The 16,087-nt window shown below is 66.4% G+C and carries 13 protein-coding genes; 5 read left to right on the forward strand and 8 right to left on the reverse strand.

Going from position 1 to position 16,087, the window contains the following annotated elements; genetic code table 11:
• Positions 1–63 precede the first annotated feature (63 nt).
• Complete coding sequence (locus ACY3GB_RS00310; protein ID WP_463086932.1) at positions 64–1,065, forward strand: NAD(P)H-quinone oxidoreductase; 1,002 nt, start codon at positions 64–66, stop codon at positions 1,063–1,065.
• Between the two features lie 284 nt (positions 1,066–1,349).
• Positions 1,350–1,826, forward strand: coding sequence for an FKBP-type peptidyl-prolyl cis-trans isomerase (locus tag ACY3GB_RS00315; protein WP_463086933.1), 477 nt, complete (start codon positions 1,350–1,352; stop codon positions 1,824–1,826).
• A gap of 309 nt (positions 1,827–2,135) precedes the next feature.
• Here ACY3GB_RS00315 and purL read toward each other — a convergent pair whose 3' ends face one another.
• Positions 2,136–6,095: a phosphoribosylformylglycinamidine synthase gene (gene purL / locus ACY3GB_RS00320; RefSeq protein ID WP_463086934.1), complete on the reverse strand. Its 3,960-nt coding sequence runs from the start codon at positions 6,093–6,095 to the stop codon at positions 2,136–2,138.
• A 148-nt stretch (positions 6,096–6,243) separates the two neighbouring features.
• Between purL and ACY3GB_RS00325 the strand changes: the two genes are divergently transcribed.
• Positions 6,244–6,582, forward strand: coding sequence for a P-II family nitrogen regulator (locus ACY3GB_RS00325; RefSeq protein WP_011135593.1), 339 nt, complete (start codon positions 6,244–6,246; stop codon positions 6,580–6,582).
• Positions 6,583–6,637: 55 nt separating this feature from the next.
• Here ACY3GB_RS00325 and ACY3GB_RS00330 read toward each other — a convergent pair whose 3' ends face one another.
• A complete protein-coding gene (locus tag ACY3GB_RS00330; RefSeq protein ID WP_463086935.1) occupies positions 6,638–7,273 on the reverse strand; it encodes a LysE family translocator in 636 nt (211 codons plus the stop codon).
• Between the two features lie 130 nt (positions 7,274–7,403).
• Between ACY3GB_RS00330 and ACY3GB_RS00335 the strand changes: the two genes are divergently transcribed.
• Positions 7,404–7,904, forward strand: a complete 501-nt coding sequence (locus tag ACY3GB_RS00335; protein ID WP_011135595.1) for a YajQ family cyclic di-GMP-binding protein — start codon at positions 7,404–7,406, stop codon at positions 7,902–7,904.
• Between the two features lie 81 nt (positions 7,905–7,985).
• On the opposite strand, the gene dapA is transcribed toward ACY3GB_RS00335, so the two are convergent.
• The 3 genes from dapA to ACY3GB_RS00350 all read right to left on the reverse strand — a co-directional run bounded on the left by dapA (position 7,986) and on the right by ACY3GB_RS00350 (position 10,287).
• Positions 7,986–8,888 (reverse strand): 4-hydroxy-tetrahydrodipicolinate synthase, encoded by a 903-nt coding sequence (gene dapA / locus ACY3GB_RS00340; RefSeq protein WP_463086936.1) that lies wholly within the window; start codon positions 8,886–8,888, stop codon positions 7,986–7,988.
• Positions 8,889–8,965: 77 nt separating this feature from the next.
• A complete protein-coding gene (locus ACY3GB_RS00345; protein WP_463086937.1) occupies positions 8,966–9,352 on the reverse strand; it encodes a lysozyme inhibitor LprI family protein in 387 nt (128 codons plus the stop codon).
• A gap of 77 nt (positions 9,353–9,429) precedes the next feature.
• The gene (locus tag ACY3GB_RS00350; protein WP_463086938.1) at positions 9,430–10,287 is read right to left on the reverse strand and encodes a DMT family transporter; all 858 of its coding nucleotides are present in this window, start codon (positions 10,285–10,287) and stop codon (positions 9,430–9,432) included.
• Positions 10,288–10,573: 286 nt separating this feature from the next.
• Here ACY3GB_RS00350 and ACY3GB_RS00355 point away from each other — a divergent pair, with 286 nt between their 5' ends.
• Positions 10,574–11,650 (forward strand): NAD(P)-dependent alcohol dehydrogenase, encoded by a 1,077-nt coding sequence (locus tag ACY3GB_RS00355; RefSeq protein WP_463086939.1) that lies wholly within the window; start codon positions 10,574–10,576, stop codon positions 11,648–11,650.
• 18 nt (positions 11,651–11,668) lie between these two features.
• On the opposite strand, the gene ACY3GB_RS00360 is transcribed toward ACY3GB_RS00355, so the two are convergent.
• The 3 genes from ACY3GB_RS00360 to acnD all read right to left on the reverse strand — a co-directional run bounded on the left by ACY3GB_RS00360 (position 11,669) and on the right by acnD (position 16,074).
• Entirely contained in the window at positions 11,669–12,019 is a 351-nt protein-coding gene (locus ACY3GB_RS00360; RefSeq protein WP_463086940.1) for a cupin domain-containing protein, read from the reverse strand.
• Positions 12,020–12,220: 201 nt separating this feature from the next.
• The gene (gene prpF, locus ACY3GB_RS00365) at positions 12,221–13,411 is read right to left on the reverse strand and encodes a 2-methylaconitate cis-trans isomerase PrpF (protein ID WP_463086941.1); all 1,191 of its coding nucleotides are present in this window, start codon (positions 13,409–13,411) and stop codon (positions 12,221–12,223) included.
• 56 nt (positions 13,412–13,467) lie between these two features.
• The gene (gene acnD, locus ACY3GB_RS00370; protein ID WP_463086942.1) at positions 13,468–16,074 is read right to left on the reverse strand and encodes a Fe/S-dependent 2-methylisocitrate dehydratase AcnD; all 2,607 of its coding nucleotides are present in this window, start codon (positions 16,072–16,074) and stop codon (positions 13,468–13,470) included.
• Positions 16,075–16,087 lie beyond the last annotated feature (13 nt).

Here is a 16,087-nt window from a genome sequence, read left to right on the forward strand (position 1 = left end):
GCGGCGCTTGCGCTCGGGGCGCCTGTCCGCATTTGTCGGATATCAATCAAGGGGGAAGGCTGAATGGAAAAGATGTTGGCCATCGTGCAGCAGGCGCCGGGCGGCGTCGAAACGATGGAGATGGGGGAGTGGGACAAGCCGCGCGCCGCGCCGGGCAAATTGCTGGTGCGGGTGATGGCGGCCGGCGTCAACCGCGCCGACCTGATGCAGCGCGAGGGCCGCTATCCGCCGCCGCCGGGCGCAAGCCCGCTGATGGGGCTGGAGGTGGCCGGGGTGGTGGAGGAGGTGGTCGGCGATTCCGCCTTCCGTCCGGGCGACGCGGTATTCGGCCTGGTGGACGGCGGCGGCTACGCCGAATACGCTCTGCTGGATGAGCCGCTGGCCATCGCCAAGCCGGACCAGCTGTCGTGGGTGGAGGCGGCCAGCCTGCCGGAAGCCTGGATGACGGCGTGGTTCAACCTGGTGGCGAAGGCCGGGCTCAAGGCGGGCGAGCGGGCGTTGATTCATGCCGGCGCCAGCGGTGTCGGCGTCGCGGCGATCCAGTTGGCGCGTTTCCTGGGCGCGGAAGCCTTCGCCAGCGCCGGCAGCGCCGAGAAGCTGGCTTTCTGCCGCGAACTGGGCGCCAGCCAGGTGTTCAATTACCACGAGACGCCGGCTTTCGGCGAGCGGGTGAGGGCGTGGGGCGGCGCCGACGCGGTGCTGGACCCGGTGGGCGCCAGCCATCTGGCGGAAAACCTGCAGGCGCTGAATCCGGACGGCCGGCTGGTGAACATCGGCCTGATGGGCGGCCTGAAAGCCGAGCTGGATTTCGGCCGGCTGCTGATGAAGCGCATCAGCCTGATCGGCTCCACATTGCGTCCGCAGCCGATCCAGGTGAAGGCGGAGCTGGCCGCCGCGCTGCGCGACCTGATCCTGCCGGCGCTGCTGGAAGGCCGGGCGCGCACCGTGGTGGACAGCAGTTATCCATGGACCCAGGTGCGGGACGCGCACGCTTACGTCGCCGACAACCGCAATCTGGGCAAGGTGGTGCTGACGCTGTTTCCGGTGATGGCCGGCGGCGGCTGACCGGAAAGAATAAAGCCGGCCACGAAAAGGACAGGATCGGCCTATTGCCGGCAGCGCCAGACAAAGAGGCCCGCGAGGGCCTCTTTTCGCATCTGACTGCTTGGTTTGATGGGCCCAAAGCGCATCGACCGCAAGGTCAGACGTTTGGCCAAGGCGGCCTTTCGCGCGGCAAAAGGTAAAGATGGCGGCTTTCGCATCGGCATCCGACAAACGCGGGGCGGCGCAGTTGACACTCCCCCGCTGAACTGAGAACCTTCCGGCTTCATTTTTTTGCCAGCACCGCCATGAAAATCACCTCAAACACCGCCGTCACCCTGCGAATGAAAGTCACAGACAGCCAGGGCCTGGTTTACGACGACGGCAAGAATCCGGTCTCCTATCTGCACGGCGATTACGACAACCTCTTCGCCAAACTGGAAGCCGCGCTCGAGGGCCAGGAGGCAGGCTTTCAAACCACGCTGGAACTCGCTCCCGAAGACGCCTTTGGCGAGCGCGATGAAGCGCTGGTCACCACCATGCCCAAGTCCGAATTTCCGCCCGGCGTCAAGGTAGGCGGACAGATCCAGCGTCCCGGCCCGGATGGCGAGCGGCGCTACTATTTCGTCACCAAGATCAAAGGCCCTGTTGTCTTGCTGGACGGCAACCACCCGCTTTGCGGCAAAACCCTGCGTTTCGCCATTAAAGTTTTGGATGTGCGCGAGGCGACCGCCGAGGAAATCGCCCACCAGCATGTGCATGGCGAGCACGGGCATCAGCACTGATACCGCTGGTTCCCCACAAACTAAAGCCCTCCCGATTTCGGTAGGGCTTTGTTTTGCCTGGCCCCGGCCGCCTTGGGGTTTTCTGGTCGGCTTGCGGCCGGCAAGCGCAACGGGGCACACCATTCGAGGCCGCGGGGCGGCCGCTGTTTCGGCCGCTGCGCTTTTCCGGCAGGGTTTCAGGATGTCACGCTGCCATCTTGAATGCCTGGCCATCATTCGCTTTGACAGGCTATGGCGTCTAGCCGCGCGCATGAAAAAACGGAAGCCCGAAGGCTTCCGTTTGCTTTGCGCTGCGGCAGGCGGCGTCGATCAACCCACCCAGCGGCGGGCCGATGCGAACATCCGGTACCAGCCGCCGTTCTCGCCCCATTCCGCCGGATGCCAGCTGTTCTGCACGGTGCGGAACACGCGCTCGGGGTGCGGCATCATGATGGTGAAGCGGCCGTCCTGCGTGGTGACCCCGGTGATGCCGGCGGGCGAGCCGTTGGGGTTCAGCGGGTAGGTCTCGGTGGCGCGGCCGTCGAAGTCGATGTAGCGCAGCGCGGTCAGCGCCTGCTCCTGCGCGCCCGGCGCGAACACCGCGCGGCCTTCGCCGTGGCTGACCACCACCGGCAGGCGGCTGCCCACCATGTCGGACAGGAAGATGGACGGCGAGGCGGTGACTTCCACCATCGCGAAGCGCGCCTCGAACTGTTCCGACGCGTTGCGGTGGTACTTCGGCCAGTGTTCGGCGCCCGGGATGATGGACGACAGGTTGGACATCATCTGGCAACCGTTGCATACGCCCAGCGCGAAGGTGTCGCCGCGGCCGAAGAAGGCCTCGAACTGTTCGCGGGCGCGCGGATTGAACAGGATGCTCTTGGCCCAGCCTTCGCCGGCGCCCAGCACGTCGCCGTAGCTGAAGCCGCCGCAGGCCGCCAGGCCCTTGAAGTCGGCCAGCTGCACGCGGCCGGCGATGATGTCGCTCATGTGCACGTCCACCGCGTCGAAGCCGGCGCGGTCGAACGCCGCGGCCATTTCCAGCTGGCCGTTGACGCCTTGCTCGCGCAGGATGGCCATGCGCGGGCGCTTGCCGGTGCCGATGTAGGGCGCGGCCGGGTCGCCGTGCGCGTCGAAGGACAGCTGGGCGAACAGGCCGCGCGGCTTGGCGTGGCTGCGCAGCAGCTGCTCGCTGTCGGCGCAGGCCGGATTGTCGCGCAGGCGCTGCATGCGGGCGCTGGTTTCGGACCAGGCGCAGAACAGCTCGCTGCGGCTTTCGCTGAACAGGTCCTTGCCCTTGTGCTTGATCACCAGGCGGTCGTGGCCGTTGGTGCGGCCGATGACGAACAGCTCGCGGCCGATGCCGGCCTTCATGAAACGGGCGATGACTTCCGGCGTGTCGGCCTTCTTCACCTGCAGCACCGCGCCCAGCTCCTCGTTGAACAGCACGCGCATGATGCGGCCGTGGGTGGCGGCCTCCATCGTCGGCTGCACGTAGTCGTCGATGATGCGCTGGGTGTTCTGGCGCTCGATCACCAGTTCCTGCAGGTCGATGCTGGCGCCGACGTGGCCGGCGAACATCATTTCCGCCAGCGCGGCGAACAGGCCGCCGTCGGAGCGGTCATGGTAGGCCAGCAGCTTGTCGTCGCGCAGCAGCGACTGCACCACGCCGAAGAAGGCGGCCAGCTGCAGCGGGCTTTCCACGTCCGGCGCGCGGCCCTTCATGTCTTTCCACACTTGGCCGTAGATCGAGCCGCCGAGGCGGCAGCGGCCGTAGCCGAGGTCGATCAGGATCAGGTCGCTGTCCTTGACGTCCTTCAGGTCCGGGGTGACGGTCTTGCGCACGTCGTCCACCGGCGAGAAGGCGGAGATCACCACCGACAGCGGCGCGGTGACGGATTTTTGCTCGCCGTCTTCCTGCCATACTGTCTTCATCGACAGCGAGTCCTTGCCTACCGGAATGCTGACGCCCAGGCTCTGGCTCAGCTCGGAGACGGCCTGCACGGTGCGGTACAGGTTGGCGTCCTCGCCCGGGTGGCCGGCCGGGGCCATCCAGTTGGCGGACAGCTTGACGTTGCCCAGGTGGCCGACGAAGGCGGCGGCGATATTGGTCAGCGCCTCGCCGATGGCCATGCGGCCGGAGGCCGGGCCGTCGAACAGCGCCGCCGGGGTGCGTTCGCCCATCGCCATCGCTTCGCCGCGATAGGTGTTGAAGCCCATGGTGGTGACGGCCACGTCAGCCACCGGGACCTGCCAGCGGCCCACCATCTGGTCGCGCGCGGTCATGCCGCCGACGGTACGGTCGCCGATGGTGATCAGGAATGACTTGTCGGCCACGGTCGGGTGGCGCAGCACGCGGTAGGCGGTTTCGCGCAGCGGGTACTTGGACGCGTCGAAGGTCTGCGGCGCGAGCTCGATGGTCTTCGCGTCGCGGGTCATTCGCGGCGGCTTGCCCAGCAGCACTTCCAGCGGCATGTCCACCGGATTGTTGCCGAAGTGGTCGTCGCGCACCTGCAGGTGGCCGTCGTCGGTGGCCACGCCCAGCACCGCGAACGGGCAGCGCTCGCGTTCGCACAGTGCGGTGAAGCGGTCCAGGTCCTCCGGCAGGATGGCCATCACGTAACGCTCCTGCGCTTCGTTGGACCAGATCTGCATCGGGGTCATGCCCTTTTCTTCCAGGTTCACCTTGCGCAGATGGAAGATCGCGCCGCGGCCGGCGTCATTGACCAGCTCGGGGAAGGCGTTGGACAGGCCGCCGGCGCCCACGTCATGGATGGAGACGATGGGGTTGGCGTCGCCCTGCTGCCAGCAGCGGTCGATCACTTCCTGGCAGCGGCGTTCGATTTCCGGGTTGCCGCGTTGCACCGAGTCGAAGTCCAGGTTTTCGCTGTTGGCGCCGGTGTCCATCGACGAGGCCGCGCCGCCGCCCAGGCCGATCAGCAGGCCCGGGCCGCCCAGCTGGATCAGCAGCGCGCCTTCCGGGATTTCGTTCTTGTGGATCTGCTGCTGCTGGATGTTGCCCAGGCCGCCGGCCAGCATGATGGGCTTGTGGTAGCCGCGCATCTCGCCGTTGAATTCTTCCTCGAAGGCGCGGAAGTAGCCGGCCAGGTTGGGGCGGCCGAATTCATTGTTGAACGCCGCGCCGCCGATCGGGCCTTCCAGCATGATTTGCAGCGCCGAGGCGATGCGGCCGGGCTTGCCGTACTCCGGCTGGCCGTCGCGGTAGGCTTCCCACGGCTGCTTGAAGCCGGGGATGTTGAGGTTGGACACCGTGAAGCCGGTCAGGCCGGCCTTGGGGCGCGAGCCGCGGCCGGTGGCACCTTCGTCGCGGATTTCGCCGCCGTTGCCGGTGGAGGCGCCGGGGAAGGGCGAGATCGCGGTCGGATGGTTGTGGGTTTCCACCTTCATCAGGATGTCGGTGGGTTCGCTGGTGTACGCGTACTGGTGGCTGCCCGGCTGCGGGTAGAAGCGCTCGATGAAGGCGCCTTCGATCACCGAGGCGTTGTCCTTGTACGCCACCAGCGTGCCCTGCGGGTGGGCGTCGTGGGTGTCGCGGATCATGCGGAACAGCGATTTGCCCTGCTTGACGCCGTCGATGATGAATTCGGCGTTGAAGATCTTGTGGCGGCAGTGCTCGGAGTTGGCCTGGGCGAACATCATCAGCTCGACGTCGCTGGGATTGCGCTTCAGCTTGATGAAGTTCTCGACCAGGTATTCCACCTCGTCGTCGGACAGCGCCAGGCCCAGCTGGACGTTGGCCGCCTCCAGCGCGGCGCGGCCGCCGCCGAGGATGTCCACGCTGGCCATCGGCTGCGGGTCGATGTGGGTGAACAGTTTTTCCGCGTCGTCCAGCGAGGACAACACGGTTTCCGTCATCCTATCGTGCAAGAGGCCCGCCAGGGTATGGCGAGCCTCTTCACTTAAAGATTTTGCGGCGGACTTGATTCGGAAAGCGGTGCCGCGTTCGATCCGCCGGATATTCGGCAATCCGCAATGCCGGGCGATGTCTGTGGCCTTGGACGCCCATGGCGACAGGGTGCCGATTCGCGGCGTGACCAGGAACAGTTCGCCTTCCGGCTCGGTGTTCAGCGGCGCTTCGCCGTAGCTGAGCAGCTGGCCCAGCACGCCGATTTCCTCCAGCGAGAGCTCGCTGTCGCTTTCCGCAAAATGCCAGTGCTCGGCTGTCAGGACGATATCCTTCAGACCGGCGTCGGCAGCTGCCGCCTGCAGTTTTTCGAGACGAAACGGTGACAGGGCAACGCCACCGCGCAGCTTGGTAATGTAAGACATTAGACACCCGCGACAAGTACCAGGAAAGGGCGTCATAATACAGCAAAACATCGCCGCATTTAAGGCGTGTCCGGAAGATACCGCCGGCCCGCGGCATTTTTCGCTTTTTTACTCTAACGTCATTGGTTTTATTCGGGAGCATTGCGCAATGAAAAAGGTCGAAGCCATCATCAAGCCGTTCAAGCTGGACGAGGTGCGCGAGGCCTTGTCGGAGATCGGCATCAACGGCCTCACCGTGTCCGAGGTCAAGGGTTTCGGCCGCCAGAAAGGCCACACCGAGCTGTACCGCGGCGCCGAGTACGTGGTGGATTTCCTGCCCAAGGTGAAGATAGAGGTGGTGCTGCCGGACGACCTGGTGGAGCGGGCGATCGAAACCATCGTCGAAACCGCGCGCACCGGCAAGATCGGCGACGGCAAGATCTTCGTGGTGCCGGTGGAGCAGGTGGTGCGCATCCGCACCGGCGAAACCAACGAGCAGGCGATCTGATCCAGTCCGGATCGCATGGAAAAGGCGGCCTTGCGGGGCCGCCTTTTTTGCGCGCTCAGCGCGCCAGGATCAGGCGCAGGCCCAGCGCGATGAAAACGGCGCCGGCTATGCGGTCCAGCCATTGGCTGGCTTTGCGGCTCTTGGCCAGCCATTGGCCGACGTGGCCGGAGAAATAGCCGAGCGCGCCGAAGATCAGCGCGCCCTGCAGCGTGAACAGCGCGCCGAGGATGGCGGTCTGCAGGCCGACCGGCCCCTGCGCCGGGTTGACGAATTGCGGCAGGAAGGCGAGGAAGAACAGCACCACCTTGGGGTTGATCGCGTTGGCGATCAGGCCGCGGCGGAAGGTGGCGCCCAGCGAGCCCTGCGGGCCGCCGGCCTGGGCATGGGCGTCGAAGCTGGCGCCGGAGCTGCGGATGGCGCCCCAGCCCAGGTAGACCAGATAGGCGCCGCCGGCGATCTTGAGGGCGGAGAAGGCGAGCGGCGAGGCGGCGATCAGCGCGCTGACGCCCAGCGCCGCCAGCAAGGTGTGGTTCAGGCAGCCCAGCGCGCAGCCCAGGCCGAAGGCCATGCCCTGGCGGCGGCCGCGGGAAATGCCTTGGCTCAGCACCATCAGGTTGTCGGGGCCGGGGGTGACGGTGATCAGCATGGCGGCGGCGAGGAAGGCGGCCAGTTGCGGCAGGGTGACGAGCATGGCGGATTTTCGGGATTGGTTTGACTGTCGTCGATAAAACCATTTCCGGAGGGCCTTGGCAATGGCATGACGGGTGACAAGCGGCAACGCCGCTACTAGAATGCGGCAGGTTATTAGCGAGGATTGTTTTATGCCGTCTTTTGATGTCGTTTCCGAAGTAAACAAGGTGGAAGTGCGCAACGCGCTGGACCAGGCCAACAAGGAAGTGTCCACCCGTTACGATTTCAAGGGCAGCGACGCCCGCATCGAATTCAACGACAAGGAAGTGACGCTGTTCGCCGATACCGAATTCCAGCTGGACCAGGTCAACGACATCCTGGTGAACAAGCTGTCCAAGCGCAGCGTCGACGTGCGCAGCCTGGACTACGGCAAGCTGGAGAAAGTGTCCGGCAACAAGGTGAAGAAGGTGCTGAAGATCAAGGAAGGCCTGGATAGCGACCTGGCGAAGAAGATCGTCAAGCTGCTGAAGGATTCCAAGATGAAGGTGCAAGCCAGCATCCAGGGCGAGGCGGTGCGGGTGTCCGGCGCCAAGCGCGACGTGCTGCAGGAAGCCATCGCGCTGCTGAAGGCCGAGATCGCGTCCGATCTGGAAAACGGCGCGCCGCTGCAGTTCAACAACTTCCGCGACTGATTCCCGCCGCGAGGCGCGCCAGTCACGAAAAAAAGGAGACCCTCGGGTCTCCTTTTTCATTGCCGGAGGCTGAACGGGTTCTCAGCGCTGGGCGGCGCGCCAGGCTTGCAGCCCGCGCCATGTCTCGGCGGCCCGCGCCTCCACGCCTGCCGGCGCGGCTGGCAGCGGCAGCCGGCATTCGCCGACGGCCAGGCCCTGGCTGCGCAGCATCGCCTTCACCGACATCGAGTACACCGCGTCGTCGGTATTCGAGTAGGCGTAGGAGGGCAGCAGCGCGGCGTTGATCTCGCGGGCGCGGGCGAGGTTTCCCTGCTCGACGGCGGCGATCATCGCGGCGAACTCCGGGCCGGTCCAGTGCGTGGAGGTGCCCACCACGCCGACCGCGCCGACGGCCAGCAGGGGCAGGGTCAGCGCATCGTCGCCGGAATACAGCTCGAAATGGCCGCCGGCCTCGGCCACCAGGCGCGCGGCGGCGGCGGGGTCGCCGGTGGCGTCCTTGAAGGCGACGATATTGTCCACCTCGCGGAACAGCCGCAACAGCACGTCGTGGGCGATGCGGCGGCCGGTGCGGCCGGGCACGTCGTACAGCATCACCGGCAGCCGGGTGGCGGCGGCCAGCGCGCGGAAGTGCGCCTCGATGCCGGCCTGGGGCGGACGGTTGTAATACGGCGACACCAGGAATGCGCCGGCGGCGCCGGCGGCTTCGGCCTTGGCCGTCATGTCCAGCGCGTGGCGGGTGTCGTTGCTGCCGGTGCCTGCCAGCACCGGAATGGTCACCGCCTCGCTGACCGCGCGGATCAGGTCGAAGCGCTCGGCGTCGGAGAGCGTCGGCGCTTCGCCGGTGGTGGCGGCCAGCACCAGGCCGTCGCTGCCGTTATCCGCCAGATGGCGCGACAGCGCGCAGGCCATGTCGAGGTTCAGCCGGCCGTCGCCGTCGAACGGCGTCACCATCGCGGTCAGCACCTTGCCCCAGTGTTTTGCCATGTCAGCCCCTTTTTATTTTTGCGTGAAGACAGGCCGGGATGATACTCCTCGGCTCTGGGCGGGGAAACCCGGGCGGATCACCAGAACTTGGGGTCCAGTTCCTTGAGGCGCTGTTCGGTGCGCTCGATCTTGCAGTCGAGGAAGACGGCGTTGCGGATGCTGCCGTCGATGTAGATCTGGTACTTGGTGTTGCAGTCGGCGTCGCGGAAGGCGATCCACTTGCGCTGGGCCTGGATCAGCAGCGCGGACGGCTTGTCTTTGGCGCCGCTCTGGGCTTCGTCGGCGCGCAGCTTCTTCAGCAGCTCGCGGTAGCGCCCGTTGAGCGCCTTGTCGCGGGCGTCGAATTGCTTTTGCTTGCAGTCGTTGATTTCCAGCGTGTTGTTGGCGCTCTGGCAGGGATCGTCTTCGGCCAGCGCGGCATGGCTGGCGAACAACGCCAGCAGGGCCAGGAGGCAGGGCTTCATCGCAGAATTCCTTGTGTGGAGAAGGTTTGCGATTATAGCCCGACCGGCGGGCGCGCCGCGTCCGCCGGTACCGTAGTTCAGGCGCGCAGCCAGCCCGGCAGCAGCCGCTCCGCGGGAAGGGTGCCCAGCGCGGCGCCGCCGACGATCATGGCGATGGCCAGCGCGGCGGAGCCGTCGAGCGCGGCCTGGCCGGAGGCGACCAGCATCAGCGTGGACAGCAGCGGGGTGGCGTTGCCCAGCGCGCCGGTCTGGCGCGGATCGCCCAGCTGCATCGCGCGATTCCAGCACAGGAAGGCCGCGCCCATCGGCAGCAGGCCCAGCACGGCGATCATCAGCCATTGGATGGCCGAGGGATGGGCGGCGGGTTCGGTGGCGAAATGCAGACCCAGCGCCAGCAGGCCGGAGGCGAAGCAGTAACCGCCGACCGCATTGTCCGACGTGGCCGGCAGGCGGCGGGTGAACAGGCTGTAGGTGGCCCACACCACGGCCGCGCCCAGAGCCATCAGATAGCCGGGCAGCGCGGACATCGACAGCGACAGCTTGCCGCCGGTGACGATCAGCGCCGCGCCGGCGAAGCCTATCAGGCTGCCCAGGATATGGTTGGCGCCCAGCCGGGTGCCGGGCACCAGCAGCGGGGACAGCAGCACCATCAACAGCGGCCAGACGTAGCTGAGCACGGTGGCGTCCATCACCGGCGCTAGCCGATAGGCGTTGAACAGGAAAAAGTAGAAGCCGAAAATGCCGTATACCCCGTTGGCGAAGTTCTTGGGCGGCACTTTCCAGTCGGCCATGCGGCGCACGGTCAGCAGGCTGCCCAGCATCAGGCCGACGCCGGCGACGAAGAAAGGCGGCAGGGCATGGGTGAGGGCGCTGAGGGTGGCGACGGACGCCCACATGGCGATCGCGGCGAGCGCGTACAGCATCGCTTGATTCATCGATGTCTCTCGTATTTGTTTTATATGGAGATATTTTAAGTGGAACGGTTAAGTGTAAACCAGTAGTTACATCAACAGGCATTGTTTTCCGCCACCTGCGGCGGCGCGCAGGCATGTCCGCAAGGCCACACGGCGTTTGATCCAGATCATGCGTCCATGTTTTGGACCGATAGGGCAGTTGTCCGCGGCGCGGTATTGCGGCCTAGTGAAGGATACGTTTCGTTTCCATCCTGGAGCCGGCCGCGGGCCATGGCCGGGCGGGCTCCGCCATGACAGGAGGCAAGCCATGAACAGCATGAAGGCAGCGGTATTCGTCGCGCCCGGCAAGATCGAGCTGCGGGAGAAACCGATCCCGGCGGTGGGGCCGGGCGACGCGCTGGTGCGGATCACCACCACCACCATCTGCGGCACCGATGTGCACATCCTCAAGGGCGAGTATCCGGTGGCGTCCGGCCTGACCATAGGCCATGAGCCGGTGGGGGTGATCGAGAAGCTGGGCGCTGGGGTCAAGGGCTATCGCGAGGGCCAGCGGGTGATCGCCGGCGCGATCTGTCCCAGCTTCACTTCCTATGGCTGCCAGGACGGTTATCCGTCGCAGGACGGCGGCTGCGAATGCCACGGCTACAAGCCGATGGGTGGCTGGCGCTTCGGCAACACCATAGACGGCACCCAGGCCGAGTACGTGCTGGTGCCGGATGCCCAGGCCAATCTGGCGCCGATTCCGGACGGGCTCAGCGACGAGCAGGTGCTGATGTGTCCCGACATCATGTCCACCGGCTTTTCCGGCGCCGAGGCGGCCAACATCAAGATCGGCGACGTGGTGGCGGTGTTCGCCCAGGGGCCGATAGGCTTGTGCGCGGTGGCCGGCGCGCGCTTGCGCGGCGCGTCGTGCATCATCGCGGTGGACGGGATAGACGACCGGCTGGCGATTTCGCGGCGGCTGGGCGCCGATGTGACGCTGAATTTCCGCCAGGTGGACGTGGTCTCGGAAATCCTGAAGTTGACCGGCGGACGCGGCGTCGATTCGGCCATCGAGGCGCTGGGCACCCAGGGCACGTTCGAATCCGCGCTGCGGATATTGAAGCCGGGCGGCACGTTGTCCAGCCTGGGCGTGTATTCGAGCGATCTGAGGATTCCGCTGGACGCGTTCAATGCCGGCCTGGGCGACAAAAAGATCGTGTCCTCGCTGTGCCCGGGCGGCAAGGAGCGGATGCGGCGGCTGATGAATGTGCTGGAGAGCGACCGGCTGGACCTGTCGCCGCTGGTCACGCATCGCTACAAGCTGGACCAGATCGTCGAGGCTTACGACCTGTTCTCGCATCAGCGCGACGGCGTGCTGAAGGTGGCGATCCAGCCCTTCTAGTCCGCCTTTCCGGCCGGATCAGCCTGCCTGGTCCGGCTCCAGCAGCTCCACGCCATCGCTTTCCGACAGCGTCAGATAAACGGCGGATTGCAAGGCTTCCACCGCATGCGGAACGTGGGCGTCGATGAACAGGTGGTCGCCCTTGTTCAGCACATGCTCGCCCACTTTGAGCCGGCCGGCGGTGACGAAAACCTGTTCCGTGCCCGGGTGCTGGTGCAGCGGCAGCTTCGCGCCCTTGGCCAGCTTCAGCAAGGCCGAGCCGCCTCCGTCCGGATTGCGGCGCAGCCAGGTGAAGTCCACGCCGGGATAGGGCGTGGGGCTCCAGTGCCAATCGGTGGAGGAAGTCAGTATCGGGGCGGGGGTGCTCATGGCTGCGGGTTCCGTTTGGTGTTCGACCGGGCCTGCGCGGATGGCGATGATTTTGGGATGCTCGTCGTTGTCGCGCCGGCTGATTGTCATTATCCCACGAAATCCTGCAAGAAACTGCCGGCAATATCGCCATCCGGATGTGAAAACGGGGATGCTGCGCGCATCCCCGCCATTTTTCCCGCCGGCGGCCGACGGTTTCTTCTAGAGCGCGTCTCCCGGCATCCGCACCCAGCCTTCCATCAGCACGCGGGCGCTGCGGCTCATGATCGCCTTGGTGACGATCCATTCGCCGCGCTCCTCGCGGGCCTGCGCGCCTACCCGCAGCGTGCCGGACGGATGGCCGAAGCGCACTGCCTGGCGCTTGCCGCCGCCGGCGGCCAGGTTGACCAGCGTGCCGGGAATGGCCGCGGCGGTGCCGATGGCTACCGCCGCGGTGCCCATCATCGCGTGGTGAAGCTTGCCCATCGACATCGCCCGGGCCAGAACGTCGATGTCGGATGCCTTCACCGGTTTGCCGCTGGAGGCGATGTAGTCGGCCGGCGGCGCGACGAAGGCGATCTTGGGCGTGTGCTGGCGGGCGGCGATCTCGTCCAGGCCCTTGATCAGCCCCATCTTCAGCGCGCCGTGGGCGCGGATGGTTTCGAAGCGGGCCAGCGCCGCCAGGTCGGAATTGATGTCATCCTGTAATTCCGTGCCGATGTAGCCGATGTCGGCGGCGTTGACGAAGATGGTGGGGATGCCGGCGTTGATCAGCGTGGCCGGGAAGGCGCCTACGCCGGGCACCTCCAGCGTGTCCACCAGCTTGCCGGTGGGAAACATCGCGCCGCCGTCGCCGTCGCCTTCGTCGGCCGGATCCAGGAATTCCAGCTGCACTTCGGCGGCGGGGAAGGTGACCCCGTCCAGCTCGAAATCGCCGGTTTCCTGCGGTTGGCCATGGGTGATGGGCACGTGGGCGATGATGGTCTTGCCGATATTGGCCTGCCAGATGCGCACGGCGCAGACGCCGTTGTCCGGCACGCGCGCCGGGTCGACTAGGCCGCCTGCGATGGCGAACGGGCCGACGGCGGCGGACAGGTTGCCGCAGTTGCCGGTCCAGTCGACGAAGGCCTTGTCGATGGCGACCTGGCCGAACAGGTAGTCCACATCATGGTCCGGACGCGCGGACTTGGACACGATGACGGTCTTGCTGGTGCTGGAGGTGGCGCCGCCCATGCCGTCTATCTGCTTGCCATACGGGTCCGGGCTGCCGATCACGCGCAGCAGCAGCGCGTCGCGCGCGGGGCCGGGCTGGCGGGCGGCTTCCGGCAGGTCCTGCAGCCGGAAGAACACGCCTTTGCTGGTGCCGCCGCGCATATAGGCGGCGGGGATTCGGATCTGGGCCGGGTGAGCCATGCTGTCCATCCTGTTTCTGTGTTGAACAGCCGGCGATGGCCGGCTGCAATGGTTGATCAGGCCTGCGCCGCCGCCAGGAAGTCCTGCGCGAAGCGCTGCAATACGCCGCCGGCCTCGTAGATCGACACTTCCTCGGCGGTGTCCAGCCTACAGGTCACCGGCGCCTGGACGGTTTCGCCGCCGCGGCGGTGGATGACCAGGGTCAACTCGGCGCGCGGCTCGCGTGTGCCGATCACGTCGTAGGTTTCGGTACCGTCCAGTTGCAGGGTCTTGCGGTTGACGCCGGGCTTGAATTCCAGCGGCAGCACGCCCATGCCGATCAGGTTGGTGCGGTGGATGCGCTCGAAGCCTTCGGCGACGATGGCTTCGACGCCGGCCAGACGCACGCCCTTGGCCGCCCAGTCGCGCGAGCTGCCCTGGCCGTAGTCGGCGCCGGCGACGATGATCAGCGGCTGCTTGCGGTCCATATAGGTTTCAATGGCCTCCCACATCCGCATCACCTTGCCGTCCGGCTCCACGCGGGCCAGCGAGCCCTGGCGGACCGACCCGTCGCCGTTCAGCACCATCTCGTTGAACAGCTTGGGATTGGCGAAGGTGGCGCGCTGAGCGGTCAGGTGGTCGCCGCGATGGGTGGCGTAGGAGTTGAAGTCCTCCTCCGGCAGGCCCATTTTGGCCAGGTACTCGCCGGCGGCGGAGTCCAGCAGGATGGCGTTGGATGGCGACAGGTGGTCGGTGGTGATGTTGTCCGGCAACAGCGCCAGCGGGCGCATGCCCTTGAGCGTGCGCTCGCCGGCCAGCGCGCCCTCCCAGTACGGCGGGCGGCGGATGTAGGTGGACTGCGGCCGCCAGGCGTACAGCGGGCTGACTTTCTCGCCGCTGCTCTGGCGGATGGCGAACATCGGCTCGTACACGCGGCGGAAATGCTCGGGCTTCACCGCCTGTTTCAGCACCGCGTCGATCTCCTCGTCGGACGGCCAGATGTCCTGCAGGCGGATTTCCTTGCCGCCGGCCACGCCCAGCACGTCCTTTTCGATATCGAAGCGCATGGTGCCGGCGATGGCGTAGGCGATCACCAGCGGCGGCGAGGCCAGGAAGGCCTGCTTGGCGTAGGGGTGGATGCGGCCGTCGAAGTTGCGGTTGCCGGACAGCACCGCGGTCGCGTACAGGTCGCGGTCTATGATCTCCTGCTGGATTTTCGGATCCAGCGCGCCGGACATGCCGTTGCAGGTGGTGCAGGCGAAGGCGACGATGCCGAAGCCCAGCTGTTCCAGCTCGGACAGCAGGCCGGCTTCCTTCAAATACAGCTCCACTGCTTTCGACCCCGGCGCCAGCGAAGACTTCACCCATGGTTTGCGGACCAGGCCCAGCCGGTTGGCGTTGCGCGCCAGCAGGCCGGCGGCGATCACGTTGCGCGGATTGCTGGTGTTGGTGCAGCTGGTGATGGCGGCGATGATGACCGCGCCGTCCGGCATCAGGCCTTGCGCTTCCTGGGCGCGGGCTTCCGCGAGGTTGGCGGCGATGCCGCGCTCGGCAAGCAGGGACACCGGCAGCCGCTTGTGCGGGTTGGACGGGCCGGCCAGGTTGCGGGTGACGGTGGCCAGGTCGAATTTCAACACCCGCTCGTACTCGGCGGTCTTCAGGCTGTCCGCCCACAGGCCGGCGGTCTTGGCGTAGGTTTCCACCAGCTTGACCTGCTCGTCGCTGCGGCCGGTCAGTTTCAAGTAAGCGATGGTCTGCGCGTCGATGAAGAACAGCGCGGCGGTGGCGCCGTACTCGGGCGCCATGTTCGAGATGGTGGCGCGGTCGCCCAGCGTCAGCGCCGCGGCGCCTTCGCCATAAAACTCGAGATAAGCGCCGACGACCTTTTGCTGGCGCAGGAATTCGGTCAGCGCCAGCACCACGTCGGTGGCGGTGATGCCGGAGCCGGGTTTGCCGCTCAGCTCCACGCCGACGATATCCGGCAGCCGCATCCAGGAGGCGCGGCCCAGCATCACGTTCTCGGCCTCCAGGCCGCCGACGCCGACGGCGATCACGCCCAGCGCGTCCACGTGCGGCGTGTGGCTGTCGGTGCCGACGCAGGTGTCGGGGTAGGCGACGCCGTTGTCGGCGTGGATCACCGGGCTCATCCGCTCCAGATTGATCTGGTGCATGATGCCGTTGCCGGCGGGGATTACGTCGACGTTGTCGAAGGCGGTCTTGGTCCATTCGATGAAATGGAAGCGGTCCTCGTTGCGCCGGTCTTCGATGGCGCGGTTCTTCTCGAAAGCCTGCGGGTCGAAGCCGCCGCACTCCACCGCCAGCGAATGGTCCACGATCAATTGCACCGGCACCACCGGGTTGACCTGGGCCGGGTCGCCGCCCTGGTCGGCGATGGCGTCGCGCAGGCCGGCCAGATCCACCAGCGCGGTCTGGCCCAGGATGTCGTGGCACACCACGCGCGCCGGGAACCAGGGGAAGTCGCGCTCGCGCTTGCGGTGGACGATTTGTTCCAGGCACTCGGTCAAAACGGCCGGCTCGCAGCGGCGGACCAGGTTTTCGGCGTGGATGCGGGCGGTGTAGGACAGCTTGTCCCAGGCGCCGGCCTGGATGGCGTTGACGGCGGCGCGGGCGTCGAAGTAATCCAGCCCGGTGCCGGGCAGGGCGGTGCGGTATTGGCGGTTCATGTCTGTCTTTCGC

The organism is Chromobacterium sp. Ag138, from assembly GCF_055181315.1.